This window comes from Winogradskyella marina, from assembly GCF_015645385.1.
GTDB lineage: Bacteria > Bacteroidota > Bacteroidia > Flavobacteriales > Flavobacteriaceae > Winogradskyella > Winogradskyella marina.
In genome coordinates this window covers 283963-301509 of sequence record NZ_JADOET010000001.1, presented here as the reverse complement: position 1 = coordinate 301509, position 17547 = coordinate 283963, and the positions used below count along the sequence as shown (strand labels likewise).

The 17547-nt window shown below is 34.2% G+C and carries 12 protein-coding genes; 6 read left to right on the top strand and 6 right to left on the bottom strand.

Features of this window, described 5'->3' with window-relative positions; genetic code table 11:
- Positions 1-251: 251 nt before the first annotated feature.
- Positions 252-1841 carry an FMN-binding glutamate synthase family protein gene (locus tag ITJ86_RS01385; RefSeq protein WP_195869811.1) on the bottom strand — a complete coding sequence of 530 codons (1590 nt, stop codon included), beginning with the start codon at positions 1839-1841 and terminating at the stop codon, positions 252-254.
- A gap of 271 nt (positions 1842-2112) precedes the next feature.
- On the opposite strand from ITJ86_RS01385, the gene cls reads away from it, so the two are divergent.
- From cls to ITJ86_RS01355, 6 genes are all read left to right on the top strand, one after another.
- Entirely contained in the window at positions 2113-3567 is a 1455-nt protein-coding gene (gene cls, locus ITJ86_RS01380) for a cardiolipin synthase (RefSeq protein ID WP_195869810.1), read from the top strand.
- A gap of 101 nt (positions 3568-3668) precedes the next feature.
- Entirely contained in the window at positions 3669-4085 is a 417-nt protein-coding gene (locus ITJ86_RS01375; protein ID WP_195869809.1) for a DoxX family protein, read from the top strand.
- A 303-nt stretch (positions 4086-4388) separates the two neighbouring features.
- Positions 4389-5708 carry a Na+/H+ antiporter NhaA gene (gene nhaA / locus ITJ86_RS01370; protein ID WP_195869808.1) on the top strand — a complete coding sequence of 440 codons (1320 nt, stop codon included), beginning with the start codon at positions 4389-4391 and terminating at the stop codon, positions 5706-5708.
- Positions 5709-5839: 131 nt separating this feature from the next.
- On the top strand, positions 5840-7144 hold the full coding sequence (locus tag ITJ86_RS01365) for a Glu/Leu/Phe/Val family dehydrogenase (RefSeq protein ID WP_195869807.1): 1305 nt from the start codon (positions 5840-5842) through the stop codon (positions 7142-7144).
- Between the two features lie 160 nt (positions 7145-7304).
- Entirely contained in the window at positions 7305-8165 is an 861-nt protein-coding gene (locus ITJ86_RS01360) for a zinc-dependent peptidase (RefSeq protein WP_195869806.1), read from the top strand.
- A 53-nt stretch (positions 8166-8218) separates the two neighbouring features.
- A complete protein-coding gene (locus ITJ86_RS01355; protein WP_195869805.1) occupies positions 8219-9163 on the top strand; it encodes a UDP-glucuronic acid decarboxylase family protein in 945 nt (314 codons plus the stop codon).
- A gap of 115 nt (positions 9164-9278) precedes the next feature.
- Here ITJ86_RS01355 and ITJ86_RS01350 read toward each other — a convergent pair whose 3' ends face one another.
- The 5 genes from ITJ86_RS01350 to ITJ86_RS01330 all read right to left on the bottom strand — a co-directional run bounded on the left by ITJ86_RS01350 (position 9279) and on the right by ITJ86_RS01330 (position 17200).
- Positions 9279-9857 (bottom strand): outer membrane beta-barrel protein, encoded by a 579-nt coding sequence (locus ITJ86_RS01350; RefSeq protein ID WP_195869804.1) that lies wholly within the window; start codon positions 9855-9857, stop codon positions 9279-9281.
- A gap of 82 nt (positions 9858-9939) precedes the next feature.
- On the bottom strand, positions 9940-11013 hold the full coding sequence (locus ITJ86_RS01345; RefSeq protein WP_195869803.1) for a nucleotidyltransferase family protein: 1074 nt from the start codon (positions 11011-11013) through the stop codon (positions 9940-9942).
- 32 nt (positions 11014-11045) lie between these two features.
- On the bottom strand, positions 11046-12182 hold the full coding sequence (locus ITJ86_RS01340) for a hypothetical protein (protein WP_195869802.1): 1137 nt from the start codon (positions 12180-12182) through the stop codon (positions 11046-11048).
- 15 nt (positions 12183-12197) lie between these two features.
- On the bottom strand, positions 12198-12368 hold the full coding sequence (locus ITJ86_RS01335; protein WP_195869801.1) for a hypothetical protein: 171 nt from the start codon (positions 12366-12368) through the stop codon (positions 12198-12200).
- Between the two features lie 230 nt (positions 12369-12598).
- Positions 12599-17200 carry a lamin tail domain-containing protein gene (locus ITJ86_RS01330; protein ID WP_195869800.1) on the bottom strand — a complete coding sequence of 1534 codons (4602 nt, stop codon included), beginning with the start codon at positions 17198-17200 and terminating at the stop codon, positions 12599-12601.
- Between the last annotated feature and the right edge of the window lie 347 nt (positions 17201-17547).

Sequence of the window (17547 nt, the reverse complement as noted above, 5' to 3'; positions counted from 1 at the left end):
GCAACACCAATTAAAATGGCTTTAGAAAAGCTGGTGCTCTTAAAGAATTCTAATAATTCTTTAGTGTGTTTTGAGATTAAAGTTAAAATGAGATCAGTACTTTTATTATTTAAAACAAAGATACAATTTGAATTGCGAAGCGTATTTTTTTATCTCAACAATCGCTAGTAAATCAAAGACATAATAAAAGCTGTTAACCTTTCATTAAAAATGAAAAATTAACAGCTCAAAAAAATAGTTGCGTATCTCTATTACTTCATGATTCGAGTTAATTGATAGAATTTCTTGTATTCTTCTGGTATGGTATCAATGTTTAACAAACAGCCTTCTTCAATTGGAGGATAAATATCATGATAGGTTTTGACGCTGTATAGTCCAACGCGTTTACTAATATGATCTCGAGTTAATTCCGACGGATTATTAAGTCCTGCAGCAGCAACAAGTTCTAGGAAACTATGAATAGTAGCTTCGTGGTAGCGTTGCGCTCGTGGAGCCTTATCTTCTACAACTAATCCTTTTACTAAAGAAGGGTTTTGGGTTGCAACTCCAACAGGACATGTGTTAGTATTACATTGTAACGCTTGGATGCAACCAATTGAAAGCATCATAGCACGAGCGCTATTACAACCATCTGCACCTAAAGCCAATGCTCTTGCCATGTGGAAACCAGTAATAATTTTTCCTGCAACGATCACTTTAATGTCTTTTCTTAAGTTAAAGCCGACTAAAGTATCGTGTACAAAGATTAACCCTTCACGTAAAGGCATTCCCATTGAATTTGAAAATTCAACAGGTGCGGCACCAGTTCCTCCTTCACCACCATCTACAGAGATAAAGTCTGGTAATATACCTGTGTAAACCATGGCCTCACAAAAATCCATAAATTCTTGTTTTCTCCCTAGACATAATTTAAAACCAATAGGTTTTCCATCAGAAAGCTCTCTAAGTTTTTTTATAAAATGCATAAACTGAATAGGGTCAGCAAATGCAGAGTGCGAAGGTGGAGAGTGGACAGCAATTCCAGGTTTTACATGTCTAATACGTGCAATTTCTTCTGTGTTTTTTGACGCAGGAAGAATTCCTCCATGCCCAGGTTTTGCACCTTGAGATAATTTAATTTCAATCATCTTAACTTCAGGTCTCAACGCGTTTTCTCTAAATGTATCACTATTAAAAGTACCATCGTCATTTCTACATCCAAAATATCCAGTTCCTATTTGCCAAATTAAATCGCCACCATATTTTAAATGGTGATCACTAATAGCACCTTCTCCTGTATTATGAGCAAAATTCCCCATTTTGGCACCTTTATTTAAAGCTAAAACAGCATTGTTACTAAGCGAACCAAAACTCATGGCAGATATATTCAGTAAACTTGATGAGTAAGGTTGTTTACAATCTTTTCCACCAATGATTAAACGTGGGAATTCCCCAATATTTTTTGGATTCGTTTTAGCATACATCGAATGTTCAAGCCACTCGTAGCCAGAATGATAAATGTCCATCTGAGTCCCAAATGGTTCGGTGTCATTTAGTCCTTTTGCTCTTCTATAAATTAAAGATCGTAGAATACGGTTAAGAGGTCTTCCTTCAGTATCAGTCTCAACAAAATATTGCATTATTTCCGGTCTAATAGATTCTAAAACGTATCTAAAACGACCTAATAAAGGAAAGTTTCTTCGTATTGTATGTGATTTTTGAAATATATCAAAAAGACCCATTAGTACAAGTGGTCCAACAAGCAGAAAGAGCCATAAAATAGGTTGCCATAAAAAAGCTATTCCAACGATAGCTAAAACTACAACTGTAGAAATTATAATAAAATACTCACGAACTTTCATAGTGATAACTTTAAAATGAATTGGCAAAGATAGGATTACCTATTCAAATAATAAATTAATATTATAGAGTTTGTTATTTATTGTATAAAAATTTTAGAAATCAATAAATTTACTGTCCTATATTTTGAATCTGTTAAATATTTCGAATATTAAAACCTTGTCGCATGGTGTTTTACACTCTAGCATTTATAGCAGTTTCTTAATTCCTAATTTTTTAATTTTTTGTGATTAAAAATGTGTTATTTTAAGCTGATTGTTAATGTTTTGTAATATGAATTGGATTTTAATAGGACAAATAGTTTATAGCCTCATCGTTATACTCGTTATTTTTAGAGTGATATATGATACACGCAGTGGTACAAAATCTTTAGCTTACATTTTGTTCATTGTGTTTGTTCCTTTTGTTGGAATGATATTTTACTTTTCATTCGGAATTAATTATAGAAAACGAAAACTCTACAGTAAGAAAATAGGGTTAGATGAACCATTAAGAGATCGTATTAGAAACAAGTTGAATTCTTATTCTGATGCTATTTGGAATTCAGGTTTAACAAGAGATAATTATAAAAACCTAATACAGTATATACGGCGCTCAGGAAGTAGTCCTCTAACCGCAAACAACGAGGTAAAATTATTTATTAACGGAGAGGAAAAATTCCCTGCCCTTCTAGAAGCATTAGAGAAAGCAACGTCTCACATTCATATTGAATACTATATTTATGAAAATGATATTACCGGAAACCAAATTGCCGATCTTTTAATTAATAAAGCCAAAGAAGGCATAGAAGTTCGGTTTATGTACGATGATTTTGGAAGTCGTGGTTTAGGTAAAAAATTTATAAAAAAACTTAACGATGCAGGTGTGCATACAGCTCCTTTTTATAAAATAAAATGGTATGCTTTTGCCAACCGCCTCAATTACAGGAATCACAGAAAAATTGTGATTATAGATGGAACTGTTGGTTTTATTGGAGGTGTTAATATGAGTGATAGATATCGCAACGATTTAAAAGGCGAGAACGATTTGTATTGGCGAGATACACATTTAATGATTACTGGTCAGGCCACAGCATACCTTCAGTATTTGTTTTTATGCGATTGGAATTTTTGCAGCGCTATTAATTTTGAATATTCAGATGTTTATTTTCCAGATAATACAAAACATGCTTCAATTGAAAAGGAGGTGGTTCAGATCGCAGCTTCGGGGCCAGATAGTGTACAACCTGTAATTTTCTATTCGTTGTTAGAAGCTATAAATTCAGCAAAACAAAGAATTTATATTACAAGCCCTTATTTTATTCCAGGCGAAAGTTTAATGGACGCTTTAATTATTGCGATACAAAGTGGTTTGGAGGTGAAAATTATTGTTCCAGGAGTTTCGGATTCCAAAATGGTAAATGCAGCAGCTAGTGCGTACTATACGGAATTGCTTCAGTATGGTGCTAAAATTTATAAGTATAATAAAGGCTTTGTACATGCTAAAACCATGGTTATTGACGATGATTTAGCGGTTGTTGGTTCAGCAAATATGGACTATAGAAGTTTTGAACTTAATTTTGAAGTGAATGCTATGGTTTATAGTAAAGATATCGCAAAACAACTTACAGTTGCTTTTGAAAATGATTTAAAAGTAGCTGCCCAAATAGATGCACAAATATGGCTCAATAGACCAAAATATATTCAGTTATGGGAAAAAATGGTACGTTTATTATCTCCCTTCCTATAGTTTCACAACCGTGTAAAACGGTTGTTAAAGTTTAAAATCGGATTTAAGTTAATATTACAAAAATTCTGTTTACTTTGTAAGTATTAAAAACGAAGTAATACATGAGAGCAAATAGTATAACCAACAGCACTTTTACCGATATTGGATTATTAATTTTAAGAGTGTTTCTTGGATTAGGAATGTGTTTAGGTCATGGACTAGGAAAGTGGACTAAGCTTTTTAGTGGTGAGGAAATTCATTTTGCAGATCCGTTTGGGCTTGGAGCATTCACTTCGTTAGCGGTGGCTGTCTTTGCGGAAGTTGTTTGCAGTATTCTTTTAACTTTAGGGCTGTTAACACGCTGGTCATTAGTACCATTATTAATGACGATGCTCGTCGCTGTATTTGTGGTTCATATTTCAGATGGTTTTGGAGGTATGGAAAAAGCGTTGCTTTACGGTATAGGCTACATCACTATTTTATTTACAGGACCAGGTAAATTTTCCCTAGATGCTTTTTTGAAACGTAAAAGCAAATAATATTTTAAGTAGATTCTTAAAACTTTCTTTCAATATAACGATTAGTGCTTGCTAATTATGTAGTAATTCAGAATTGACGTAAGCAATAGGTTTGCGTTATGGGATAACTATCATTTATTTCTGGTGTAAAAAAGGACATAATCAATGTGATGTTATGAACTTTAATGTTATAGAATTCAAAAAGGTGAAAGCGTGAATATGAAACTGTTCTGAGGTTATATTTAAGTTAAATATGGTTTAAATTTAAAATAAATAGTGAGCTTTCTTATCTTTGGGAATCATTTTTTTACAAAAACGACTTATATGATTAAAAAAGTATTTCTCTCACCATTCCAGAAATTTACAAGCTTACAAGGCTCAAGTGGTATTTTACTATTACTAATGACTATCATTGCTCTTATATGGGCAAACTCACCTTATGGGCAAAGTTATTTAGAATTATGGCAATATGATATTGGTATTGTGACAGAAACTTTTGAATTTAAAAAACCTTTAATCCTCTGGATTAACGACGGATTAATGGCTATTTTCTTTTTTCTGATTGGTTTAGAAATAAAACGTGAATTGTTAATAGGAGAGCTTAATTCTCCAATGAAAATAGCATTTCCCTTAGTTGGAGCGCTTGGAGGTATGTTGGTGCCAGTAGTATTATTTCTAGTACTCAATCAAAACCCAGAAACAACAAAAGGTTGGGGAATCCCAATGGCGACTGATATAGCTTTTTCACTTGCGATTTTAAATGCATTGGGTAATCGCGTGCCATTGAGTCTTAAGGTGTTTTTAACCGCTTTTGCTATTGTTGATGATATCGGAGCCGTCTTAGTAATCGCAATTTTTTATAGTGGTACTATTAATTTAACCTTATTGTTAATAGCGGGTCTATTATTAGCCTTTTTATTCTACCTCTCTTATAAAGGTTATTTTTCTAAATTTATATTGTTTACATTAGGTGTAGCTATTTGGTTCTTGTTTTTAAAAGCAGGTATTCACCCAACAGTAGCAGGGATTTTACTTGCTTTTACAGTACCTATAAGACAAAAAATTGATACTTCAACTTTTCTAGATCAATTAAATAAAGTATATAAGGATATTAAGAATTCTACGGAATTACAAAAGCCAATTCTTTCAAATGAACAACTACATCTTATAGGTGATTTAGATGACTGGTCTTCTCGATTTCAATCGCCATTGCAGCACTTAGAGCATAACCTGCATGGTTGGGTTGGGTACTTTATCATTCCAATATTTGCACTTGCTAATGCAGGAGTGGTCATTGGAGATGTTGCCAGTATGGATGTCGCCTTAGTTGTTAATATAATTGTGTGCTTAGTATTAGGAAAAGGTTTTGGAGTTAGTTTAATAGTGCTTCTTGCCAGAAAGATAAAATTAATAGAAGTGCCAAAGGATATAAGTTTTAGACATATTCTAGGTGTTTCTTTTATAGCAGGTATTGGTTTTACAATGGCTATCTTTATTGCAGGTTTAGCATTCGCTACGCATCCTGAATATATAGATTCCGCTAAAATTGGAATTTTAATTGGGTCATTATTATCGGCAATTATTGGATTTGTGATTTTGCGAACAGCATCGTATCATCCAAAACCAGAACTTCCACAAAGTTAGTATAGATAATGAGTTCACATAGATCACAAAAAATTGATATTAGTTAATTCTCAATAAAAGCCCTTTTTATTATTGAAAGTGTTATTTTTGCAGCATAATTATATGTAATTCTAAAAAAGTAATACTCATATATGGGAAATTCAAAAGAAAACGTAAAGACAAAAAATAAAAAAGCTCCCTTAAAAGGTATGATGGATAATGTGATGGAGCAGTTTAATAGTGCTGCCAATCACATAAACCTTCACCCTAATATTAGGAAGATCTTAAGTATCACTAACAATGAGATTTTAGTGAACTTTCCGGTAAAAATGGATAATGGAGATGTTGAAGTTTTTACAGGTTACCGTGTACAACATAATGGCGCATTAGGTCCTTATAAGGGTGGGTTACGTTATCACCCAACAGTAGATTTAGATGCCGCAAGAGCATTAGCGATGTGGATGACATGGAAATCGTCTTTAGCTGGCTTACCTTATGGAGGAGCCAAGGGAGGAATTAAAATTAATCCAGAACTATATTCGGAATCTGAAATAGAACGTATTACAAGGCGGTTTACGTATGCTTTAGCAGACAATATTGGTCCTGAACACGATATTCCTGCTCCAGACGTTAATACCAACAGTCAGACGATGGCTTGGATTGCTGATACTTATATGAGTACGAGGCCTCCAGCGCAACGTACCGCAAATCAACATGTCGTTACCGGAAAACCAGATGGAAGTGGTGGACTAGAAGGTAGAGATAGAGCGACAGGGTTTGGTGTTTATTTAACTATTAAATTCTGGGCAGATAAGAATGATATCGATTTAAACGGTAAGAAATTTATCGTTCAAGGATTTGGAAATGTTGGCTATTGGGCGTCACATTTTTTAGAAAATGATGGTGCTAAATTAGTTGGAGTTCAAGATGCTCATGGTAACATTATGAACCAGGACGGTATAGATGTTGAAGCACTTCATACATATAATTTAGAGAACAATGGCACCGTTGTTAACTATCCTAATGCCCAACCAATTGATAAGAGTGAGTTCTTCTCTATAGATTGTGATATTTGTATTCCTGCAGCGTTAGGAAACCAAATAACAAAAGAAAATGCACCAAAAATTAAGGCAAAAATAATAGCAGAAGGTGCTAATGGTCCAACAAACGTTGAAGGAGAAAAAATACTGATCGAAAGAGGTATCGTTATTATACCAGATATTTTATGTAATTCTGGTGGTGTAATTGGTAGTTATTATGAATGGTTACAGAACAGAAGTGGTGAAATTTGGCATTTAGAAGAAGTTATGGATAAGTTGACTAAAAAGCTCAAAGTGTCTTTTGATAAAGTGTATAGCTATTCGGAGAATGAGAAAGTAGACATGAGAACCGCAGCCTTTTGCATTGCAATAGCGCGCATAGAAAAAGCCTACGTACAACGAGGTATTTTCCCATAGGCCTTAAAATTAGAACTATAATATTAGAAAAGTAAGTATGTGTCTATTTTCACATGCTTACTTTTTTTTATTGATTAAAAATGGATATCATATATTGTAACCTTCTAATACGTGCTTGTTTTGAAACGAAACTTTAAATTCATATTATAAGACTATTCTAATGATGATATCAAAAACGGAACAAGAGCTTTTTGAGTTGGAGGTAATTTCTAACTATATAATACCTATTGGTGTTGTCTTAATTGTGCTTTTTATTCTGTATAGACTGATGCGAATTTTTCAGTTATTTTACGCTTCTACATATAATAAACCCTTGTTTGTTTATCGTTTTTTTAAGCTTAGTAACTTACCAACTAAGCAAAAAGAAATATTAGAAAATGAGCATTCCTTTTTTGGTAAGTTGTCTAATAAGCACCAACGTCAATTTGAGCATAGAGTTTCTCAATTTATTCAATCGAATACATTTATTGGTAAGCAAGAATTAGAAGTTACGGATCAGATGAAAGTTAAGATTGCGGCTACTGCTTCTATGTTATGCTTCGGATTTAAAAAGCACCAATTAGATATTATCGAAAATGTTATAATTTATCCGAATGCCTATTACTCTCAAACGAATAAAACCTTCCATAAAGGGGAAGTCAATCCTAAACTAAAAACTATTGTATTTTCCTGGAAAGATTTTCAATATGGTTATGAAGTAGGAGATGATAACCTTAATCTAGGTATTCATGAATTTGGGCATGCTATTCATTTAAATGCCTCTATGAACAATGATGTTAGTAGCATAATTTTTAATCAAGGATATAATAGATTAGTGACGTATTTACAAGAGCACGAAACGCTAAGGCAACAACTAATTGCCTCAAAGTATTTTAGGGCTTATGCTTATACTAACCAATATGAGTTTTTTGCTGTTTTACTCGAGAACTTTATAGAAACACCGTCAGAATTTAAGTTACAGTTTCCAGAACTTTATAAATGCCTGAAACAGATGCTCAATTTTAAGTTTGCAGGGTATTAATCACTATTAAATAAAAATATATGTTAATTTTAACCCATAAATAGAATTAATACATGAAAAGAATTTTGGTTACTGGCGGAGCTGGTTTTGTGGGCTCTCACTTATGTGAACGTCTGTTAAATGAAGGCAATGAAATAATTTGTTTAGACAATTATTTTACAGGTTCTAAGCGAAATATTGAACATTTAATGGATCATCACTATTTTGAATTGGTGCGCCATGATATCACAAATCCTTATATGGCTGAAGTCGATGAAATATATAACTTGGCTTGTCCGGCATCACCTGTTCATTACCAGCATAACCCTATAAAAACGGTGAAAACGTCTGTCATGGGAGCTATTAATATGCTGGGATTGGCAAAGCGTGTAGGAGCAAAAATATTACAAGCGTCTACAAGTGAAGTGTATGGTGACCCATCTGTACATCCACAACCAGAAAGTTATTGGGGAAATGTAAACCCAATAGGTCTGCGGTCTTGCTACGATGAAGGGAAACGTTGTGCCGAGACTTTATTTATGGATTATCACAACCAGAATGAAGTCGATGTTAAAATCATTCGTATTTTTAATACGTATGGGCCTAAAATGCATCCACGAGATGGTCGTGTTGTTTCGAACTTTATAGTTCAAGCTTTAAATGGTGACGATATTACGATTTTTGGTGATGGAACACAAACAAGAAGTTTCCAGTATGTGAATGATCTAGTTGAAGGTATGCATAGAATGATGAATAGTAGAGATGGTTTTGTTGGTCCAGTAAACATAGGAAACCCTATTGAATTTACAATGTTAGAATTAGCCAAGGAAGTTATTGATTTAACGGATTCTAAGTCTAAAATCACGTTCTTACCATTACCACAAGATGATCCTTTACAACGTCAGCCAAATATCAATTTAGCCAAGAAAGAATTAAATGGTTGGGAACCAAAAGTACAATTAAAAGAAGGATTAAATCACACTATTAAATATTTTGATAAATTATTAAAAGAGCGTTAGAGTATTTCTTGTAACCCTCAAAAAAATGCCATCTTATAGATGGCATTTTTTATTTAATCAATTAAAAAAAGTTCACATTCAATGCGAGCTTTTTTTTTTATGTTTATATGATTAGCTACAATAGTTTAAACACGGCTTGTAAGTGATATTGCCAATGGTTGTTATCGAAACCACTCTCAGGATGATTAAATGCAAATTTCGCTGTGGTTTGAGCTCTTAAACCAAAGGTTCTATTAGTGTTTAGCCAAAATAAAAAACCACCACCAAGATTGGCAGAAACATTAGTTTCTTCGATATTAAAGAAACCAATTCCAGCATTGGCATGTATTTCGAGCCAGTTAGCATTTGGAAAAATGAGTTGCCCAAAATAATATTTTACATGGGTGTCAAAAGATAGGTAATTGTAATCTTTAGTTAACACAGCACCATCAATAACGTCGCCTTCGTTAAAACCATTAAAGGTTACAGATTGCTCAATAGCAAATTGTTCACTCCAGTTAAACTCTGCTGCTGCAGAAATAGGAAACTTAAACATCCAATCCTCTGGATGATAAATTGGAGATTGAGAACCTAAACTGTTTATAGCGTTAACACCAATACTTAGATACCAATCGTTACTAGCTCTGCTATTTCGTTGTGCAAATGCGGATAGACTAAATGCTACTAACAACGCTACTAAAAATAATTTTTTCATTCTAAAATAATTTTGATCAAAGGTAAACTATATCAATTATAAAACAAATAATACATACAAAGTTATCATAATTAAAATAAATTTAATTCTTTCGTAAAATAGACATAAAATGGGTGAATATGCGATTTTTATCAAGAATAATGGCTTTACGATACGCTTTATTCGAAATAAATAACCACGATCTATGTAATAGAATTGGAATGATAGCGCCTAATCGCAATAATTTATTCCAAAATCTATAAAACTTAATATGTTTTAACTTAAAGAGATAAAAATAGGAAAAAATGTCGGGTTTTACGTTTTTTGTCTTTCTTATTTCGTTAAAAAACAGACTGGTATATTTAAAATACTTTTTAAAAACCTTTTGATTAGACCAGGTGTTAGGTTCAGTATAGTCCTGCAATAATAAAATGGTATCATATGCAGATCTAAAAGTTATGCTATTGTATAAGGCACCATCATCATTTATTTGATGATTAAGAATGGTGTGCATTAAGAGATGTTTTTGTGATGGTATGTAAATGGATGCTATCTGCCTTGTTTCCTTAAAAATAGACTGTGGCTGTAAGGCGTCATAGTGATATGAAACAAATAGTTTTCTGTGAACTTCAACTGCGGCAATACGAGTTGCAGTTAGCTTAGTTTCTAATCTTGGTAAGTGTTTATGTTCAAAAAAATGATGACCTAAAGTCATAGTTTTAGGTTGGTATCCGTCATCACGTAATAATTCAAAAGCGGTGGTTAACTGCTCTGGGTGCACTAAAATATCAATATCTCCTAGCATTCGTTCCGCAATATCTTTATATGTTCCAGAAGCTAAAAGAGCAGCTCCTTTTAAGAATGTGTGCTCTATATTATGGGAATTAAGGAGATCCGTGAGCTCATTTATTTGTGCGAGTATGATAGTGTTTCTTTGTCTATTTTCATCAGTAATATAGTCGAGATAACTAATTAAATCTTTTGGTAATACATGTAAAAGTTGTCTCGACCTTAATCGGCAATAAATAGCAGGTATAACATAATGAAGGCTACCTTCTTTTACAATCGCTTCCCAGTTAAATGTAGGATCACTCAGCGTGTGCTCTAGTTTTGAATTTGAACTTTCAAAACTCAATATATCTGCTATATGTTGATATGTAATCGCTAAATTATTCATAGGGTTTTAAACATATCACTAATATACTGTTATTATAAAGTCTGAGGTGCTTGTTTAAAAAGCGTTGAAATCTCTGTAACCACACTTGCTGTGGAACTATAGGTTAATTGATATAAAGTTACTCCATTTAGCCAATTTAAAAATTGATTGGCATGCTTTGGATTTGGTGATAACCATGAATCTTCAATTAGGGTTTCTAATATGTGTTTAATTGAAACGGTCTCTAGTTTTGTTTCGGAGTCAGGTTGATAATTTACGAGAATAATTGAATGACAAGGATAGTGTTGCTTTCTAGGTATACGGCATGGCATATATTTCAGCCGTCCTTTAGTTGTATTGAACTCCACGATGGGTAATGTTTCAAAATTTGTTACTATAGGTTGTAATAGGTTAAAAGCACCTTCTTTAAGTGAGATGGCTGAAGGGTTGTAATATATATGTTGATTTTTGGATAACAAAGGGGAGACGTCATCTGCTAACAAATCAAAACCATTTGCCGCTAATAATGCACATAAAGTACTTTTTCCTTTTCCAGATTTTCCAACAAAAAGCATTGAAGAATTACCATCTGTAATAGTTGACCCGTGAAGTGTTCCTATCCAATCTTGTTCTACTTTATTATGAAGTACACAAAGCAATTGCATTATAAATTTACCTTGAATAAGGTGATAATCGCTTTTAGGAACACAAGAAATTAAGTGTTTGTCCTTAAAGAGGTATAAGTCATCATTTTGTAAATATATATCGAAAGTTACATCAGCTTTGTGGGTTGATGAATTACAATAGTGTGCTATCGACGGATGAATGGTTTTTAAAACGAGTTCTGAACTGTAGTGAATTTGAACGTTCTTTGTGTCAAAAATGTATTGTTTTGAAATATTCCGAAGCGAAGTGTCTAGTTTAGCTAGGTTTGTTGTTGCAGACGTATAGGGTATGTTGCAACATTCTAGGTAATTAAGTAGCGTATCAGAAATTTGTGCTTTATCTGAATCACTAAGTTCATTTGAAATTGTAGAAGAAAATACTGTTGTTGTTTCGGATGCTAAATAAGTATCTAATAGTAACTTAAAATCTGAATTAATTACACTATAACTATTAGAGATGGCATACCACAACACCCAATAGTCACCAAATACTTTTTTATAAGTTGGAGCCAAACTTGTAATCAAAATAAAAACTAAAAATTAATCCACTGGAGGGAACAGACCTCCTCCTGGGTCTGGTGGTGATGATGATTGTGCTTTAAGCGGGTTTAAAATCACAAATGTCCCGACTGCAGTTAATGCAGCATATTTACCCATTTTTGAAATGGCTTCCTTACGGGTGATTTTATCTGAGTTGTTGTCTTTTTTCATGGCTTTTGCCCTAAATTTGTGTTCAAAAATAGTAAAATATTTTATTTATTGGAGTAAAATACGAAAAGGTTTATAAAATATTCGAATTTACTCTACGAAACAATAAAGTTCTCGGTTAAATTACAATTAGGATATGTTCTTTTTTCGTGTTTCACCTTAAGTATTATATTAGGTTATTACGTTATAAAATAGGTTTTACAGAGTGATTTTTAACGCAATAACCATTGTGTTTAATTGATAATTATTTTTTGAGTTTTAAGTTGTGTTCCATTATCTAATTGAACCACATACACTCCGGCATTTAAGTTACTCACATCAATACTATGCATGCTACCCCTTGTGTTATCTAAAATGATATGACTTACGGTTCGGCCTTGCATATCATAGAGTTTCATAGTTGTAGGTGTTAATAGCTGGCCAGCAATAACAATAGTTTTATCAGCTTTATTGATGTATATATTTAAGTGGTCAAAATGGTTATCTATTGTAGATAATGTCGTCTCTGTAGTTCTAAGATAAAATCTTCCTGTACCAGATAATTCTGAATTAGGTGTTAAAACGTAATCTTCACCATTTAACAAGGTTGACGTGTTAGCTACGGTGTCGTCCAAATACACATTAACATTATTTTCTAATGTAGATTCTGCAATACTAAATGTTAATTGCTCTCCTTGGTTGGCATGAACTCCTAAAGGAATTGATACCTCACTTAAATCTGTAGTGTTTAAAGATTGTAAGGCTATTGGCAATCCTGTGTTATCTTCAACTAAATGTGAGTATAGAGCGAATGAAGGAGCTGTTCCTCCCCATATTTTAGCATCGTAGCCTAAATCTAAACCTGAGCTAGAATTCGTGTTGAAATAAAAATCAGTGTTATAACTTTGATTAGTCGTACTTGCTTTAAGTTTTAAATAGGTCAATTCATTAGTAGCATTACGACCCGCAATAAAATCATCTGAGCTACCCGTAGTTCTCATTTCTGTTGTAAAATACAAGTCCGCGCTAGCTGCATCAGAGGCTACAAAGAAGCCTTGACCAGGTGCAATTAATTCTCCAGTGGCATTCGAAAGCGTATAGGTTGTCCAACCACTAGTAGTGCCATCGTAGCCGTAAATACCTGTAGCATCACCAATAACATCAATATTTCGTTGCTCTGGAACATTTGCATACGCTAAAAAGGCTTCCATATCTAAATAGGATGGATAAGGATTCCCAATAAGATTCCATGATGCATAACTCGAACCTGAATTCTCAATAGTTATAGTTACGTTGGCGTCAGCTGCAGTACCAGTAAAGGTTAAGTTAGCTCCAGAATCAGTTGCAACTCTATAGCCTGTTCCTGTATTTAAGGTAGCAGATGTTGCATCGGTATAGTTAACGTACGCACTTGCTGTTTTATCAAAAGGTGCAAAAGCATAGGTTGTTGGTGAGGTTGCTCCATTATCCAATAAATCCGTACTATTAGTAGCTGTAGTTAAAAAGTCTGACCAAGATTGCCCTGAAAGTGGAGGCGCTATAAGGTCATTGCCTCCGCCAGCGCCATTGTTGTAGCCATTAGCAAAACGCTCATAAGTAGTTGTCCCCGTAATTGTACCATCTAAAATTAAACTAGAGAAACTAGAAGATGTCGATTCTAAGACTAAACCATTGCTAACAGTAAGTGTCGCAAGCTCATCTACTGTGATTGCGGCTCCTGGGTTAACCGTTACGGAATTTGCAGTTGTATTTGTTGAAATGATAGCATCTCCTGAGGCTATTATAATGTCATCATTAGCAGTTGCGGTACCGTTAGGATCGCTTGGAGACCATGTGCCGTTGTAGGTGTAGGTTATAGGGCGACCAAAGCCTGGTGTGCCACCAGCTACTTCTGAAGCTTCCCAGTTTGCTCCTAAAGAATTGTCACTAGTTAAATCTGGTAATTCTAAAGAAGGACCATTGCCATCTGGTGTGGTTGGCCATGGTGAACCATCATCATAAGTGACAGTATCTATAGTGATATCGGCACCGTTTGGATCATAGACTATTGATATTGTTTCGCTACTATTCCCAACGTTATTTGTGTTGTCAATATTTGCAATAGTAGCAGGTGTGGCAAATGTCGTTACATCTGGCGTAAAAGGGTTATCATTATTAAAGGTGCCATCACCATTACTACCAAAGGCAATAGTTAAGTAACTTCCAGCTGTAATAACAGTGCCATTAAAATCGTAGCTGTTAAAGTCATAATTAAATTCCCAATCAGAATCTAGTGTAATATCACTACCTGAGGCATTATAGATTTCAATCCACTCATCATCAGTTCCCGAACTGTTGTACATGATTTCAGAGATGACAATATCACCTTCAAGTGGTGTAACTGAATCACTAGCCAAAATAGTTAATTCAAATGAATCAACTAAGCCTACCGCAGCAGCATCTCCTCCAGCTACATTTTGAATTTCAAAGATTAAGGTTTCATCACCTTCATCTAATGCATCATCTGTTACAGTTATGGTAACCGTTTGGTTAGCCGTTGTGCCACCAACAAAGGTAACGGTTTGCGTAGTGTAACTATCTATATCTGCAGCACTTCCTGTACCACCTGTTAGCACAACATCAAATGTCGTGTCATTTACAGCATCTTCATTGGTGATAGCAAATTCTAAATCGTAAGTCCCAATAGCTTCTCCTACAGTAGCACTAGCACTAACAAACTCAACAGTAGTCGATGATGATACTTCATAAATATCAATATTTTGTATGTGCCAGTCTTCGGCACCTCCACCAAAATTCATGTCATATTTAAAAGCTAAATAAGCCGTACCTGTAATACTTGATGCATCTACAGAAGTGACAGAAACTGGAGATAGAGAGCCATAACTAGATGTGTTATTTGGGTCAAATGAAAGCGCTGTCCAAGTCGCTGTGGTTGGATCGCCACCTGTGTAATCTGTAGAATATAATAATTCAAACTCACCTGGTGTATTAGTTGTGTCTCCGTACTGTTCTTGAGTGGTGACATCAATATTTACTGTTGCATACGCATCAAAATCTATAGAGAAATCTGAGATTAACCAATCTGTATCATCTGTACCCGAATAACCGTTTATTGCATATTCACCTCCAGAACAAATCCATTCATCATTTCCTGCTTCGTCAAAAGCAGTCCACTCTGCAGTACCACAGTCAGAAAAATCTTCACTATAAGGTAATGTAATTGGAGGTGCTACATCATTATTTGTAATGGTAAGACTAAATGTAGTATTTATACCCACAATAGCATTATTACCTCCTGTTACATTTTGTATTTCGAAGGTTAGGGTTTCATCAACTTCTAAATCACTGTCATCCGTTATAGTAAGTGTAATGGTTTGATTAGCACTTGTCCCTCCTGGAAATATAACGGTTTGCGTGGTGTAACTATTTATATCTGATGCATCACCAGTACCACCAGTTAAAACAACATCAAAACTAGTGGCTGCAGCATCTTCATTAGCTATGGTCAATTCTAAATCATAAGTACCATCACCTTCAGAGGCAGTATCTGAACTTGATACGAATTCTACAGTTGTAGGGAAATCATTATTAGTTATCGTTAAATCGAAAGTGTTGTTTGTACCAACAGCAGCATTATTGCCTCCAGCGACATTTTGAATTTCAAATGTAAGCACTTCATCAGTTTCAATAATAGCATCATCAGTTATTGTAATAGTAACCGTTATATCTGTAGTGGAACTTCCTGGGAATGTTTCAGATTGTGTGGTATAAGAATCAATATCAGCAGCATCTCCAGAAGTTAAAACTACATCAAATGTGGTTGCTGCAACATCTTCATTAGCAATCTCTATAACTAAATCATAAGAGCCTGCACTTTCATCAACAGTAGCAGATGTTGCGCTAAATTGTATTTTAGTACTAGCAAGTGTATCGAAATCACCAGTTAAAGCTGTGCCCATATAACAAGTTTCTGTATCATTATATTCGTAAACAGCAACATGATACGTTTCGTTTTGAGTTAATCCTGTAACGTCTACTGAAGTTCCAGAACCATTATAAACCACATAGTTTCCTGTTTCTAATTCTGTGCTAGATCCAAACGCTGCTTCATCATTATAATCAGTTCCACTTATCGGGGTAAAATCAACAGCGGCACCTTCTTTCATAAGAACTATAACATTGTCTCCATCACCTCCTGTCCATGATAAAGTTGCTGAGTTTGTTGTAACACTAGATTCAGTAAAAGCTGTTGCAGCTGTTGTTGGTGCTGTGCAGCTAGGAGGTAATGTTGGCGAAATTCCAAAACCCTCACCTCCATTAGTTCCTGAAGGATTAGAATTTAATGTACTAAACCTTGTGCTTGGGTCTGTCCAACCATCAGTATCACCGGTTGTAATACCTGAATTTAATTCGATATTACTGTTCTTAGTATCTACTCCTCCTCCAGTCCAACTCGACCCAGGATCAGAACCAGCTACACCAAACATATCAGTTATAGATCCACCGTATTTTACTACTAGAGCATCATCTCCATTAAATGTAAAGCTTTTTTCATGAAAGACACCTCCGTTGGCTAAAGTAACCGTTTCCATATCAGATGTACCAATTACGATAACATCTCCAGAAGCTAATGTACCTGTAGATAAAGTGAAATCTGTACTTGGAGAACCTCCGTTGGTACCTTTTTCAATCACTAGACTATTTGATGAGAAGTCTAGAGTAGCTCCAGTATTATTCCAAATTTCAATTCCTTTTGGAGTGGTGCCAGAATTGGTTTCGACATACTGGCTAATAATTTGTGAGTATCCCAAACTTCCAATAAAAAGGGTAATAAATAATAAGTAAATGTGTTTCATGTGTTAATTTGTTTCTGATTTTTAGGGTGAAATGCAAGTTGTAAAGCGAAATTTTTAAGAAAAAACTTACAAATTATAACTATACAACTATATAAAACGCAATTAAAAGTTAAAATACCAAAACAAGCCATAAGTACTGTAGATGTGGGGGTTGCAAATATAAGGAAAGATTTTTTTAACGCTGCAAGTTTAAGTATTACGAAACGATTAACCTTACATTAAGGGTTGGGTGTATTTGCTTTAAATATTAGTAAATGAACAACGTATTTGGTTTTGCTTCGGGTAAGTCATTTTTTTATTATAAAGTTGAAGTGGCTATTCTGAAGATGATTGTTTAGGCGCTTAAA

Bases quoted from the DNA above. Each gene is read 5' to 3' on its own strand.
- ITJ86_RS01385 (WP_195869811.1), bottom strand. From the start codon at position 1,841: ATGAAAGTTCGTGAGTATTTTATTATAATTTCTACAGTTGTAGTTTTA.
- cls (WP_195869810.1), top strand. From the start codon at position 2,113: ATGAATTGGATTTTAATAGGACAAATAGTTTATAGCCTCATCGTTATA.
- ITJ86_RS01375 (WP_195869809.1), top strand. From the start codon at position 3,669: ATGAGAGCAAATAGTATAACCAACAGCACTTTTACCGATATTGGATTA.
- nhaA (WP_195869808.1), top strand. From the start codon at position 4,389: ATGATTAAAAAAGTATTTCTCTCACCATTCCAGAAATTTACAAGCTTA.
- ITJ86_RS01365 (WP_195869807.1), top strand. From the start codon at position 5,840: ATGGGAAATTCAAAAGAAAACGTAAAGACAAAAAATAAAAAAGCTCCC.
- ITJ86_RS01360 (WP_195869806.1), top strand. From the start codon at position 7,305: ATGATGATATCAAAAACGGAACAAGAGCTTTTTGAGTTGGAGGTAATT.
- ITJ86_RS01355 (WP_195869805.1), top strand. From the start codon at position 8,219: ATGAAAAGAATTTTGGTTACTGGCGGAGCTGGTTTTGTGGGCTCTCAC.
- ITJ86_RS01350 (WP_195869804.1), bottom strand. From the start codon at position 9,857: ATGAAAAAATTATTTTTAGTAGCGTTGTTAGTAGCATTTAGTCTATCC.
- ITJ86_RS01345 (WP_195869803.1), bottom strand. From the start codon at position 11,013: ATGAATAATTTAGCGATTACATATCAACATATAGCAGATATATTGAGT.
- ITJ86_RS01335 (WP_195869801.1), bottom strand. From the start codon at position 12,368: ATGAAAAAAGACAACAACTCAGATAAAATCACCCGTAAGGAAGCCATT.
- ITJ86_RS01330 (WP_195869800.1), bottom strand. From the start codon at position 17,200: ATGAAACACATTTACTTATTATTTATTACCCTTTTTATTGGAAGTTTG.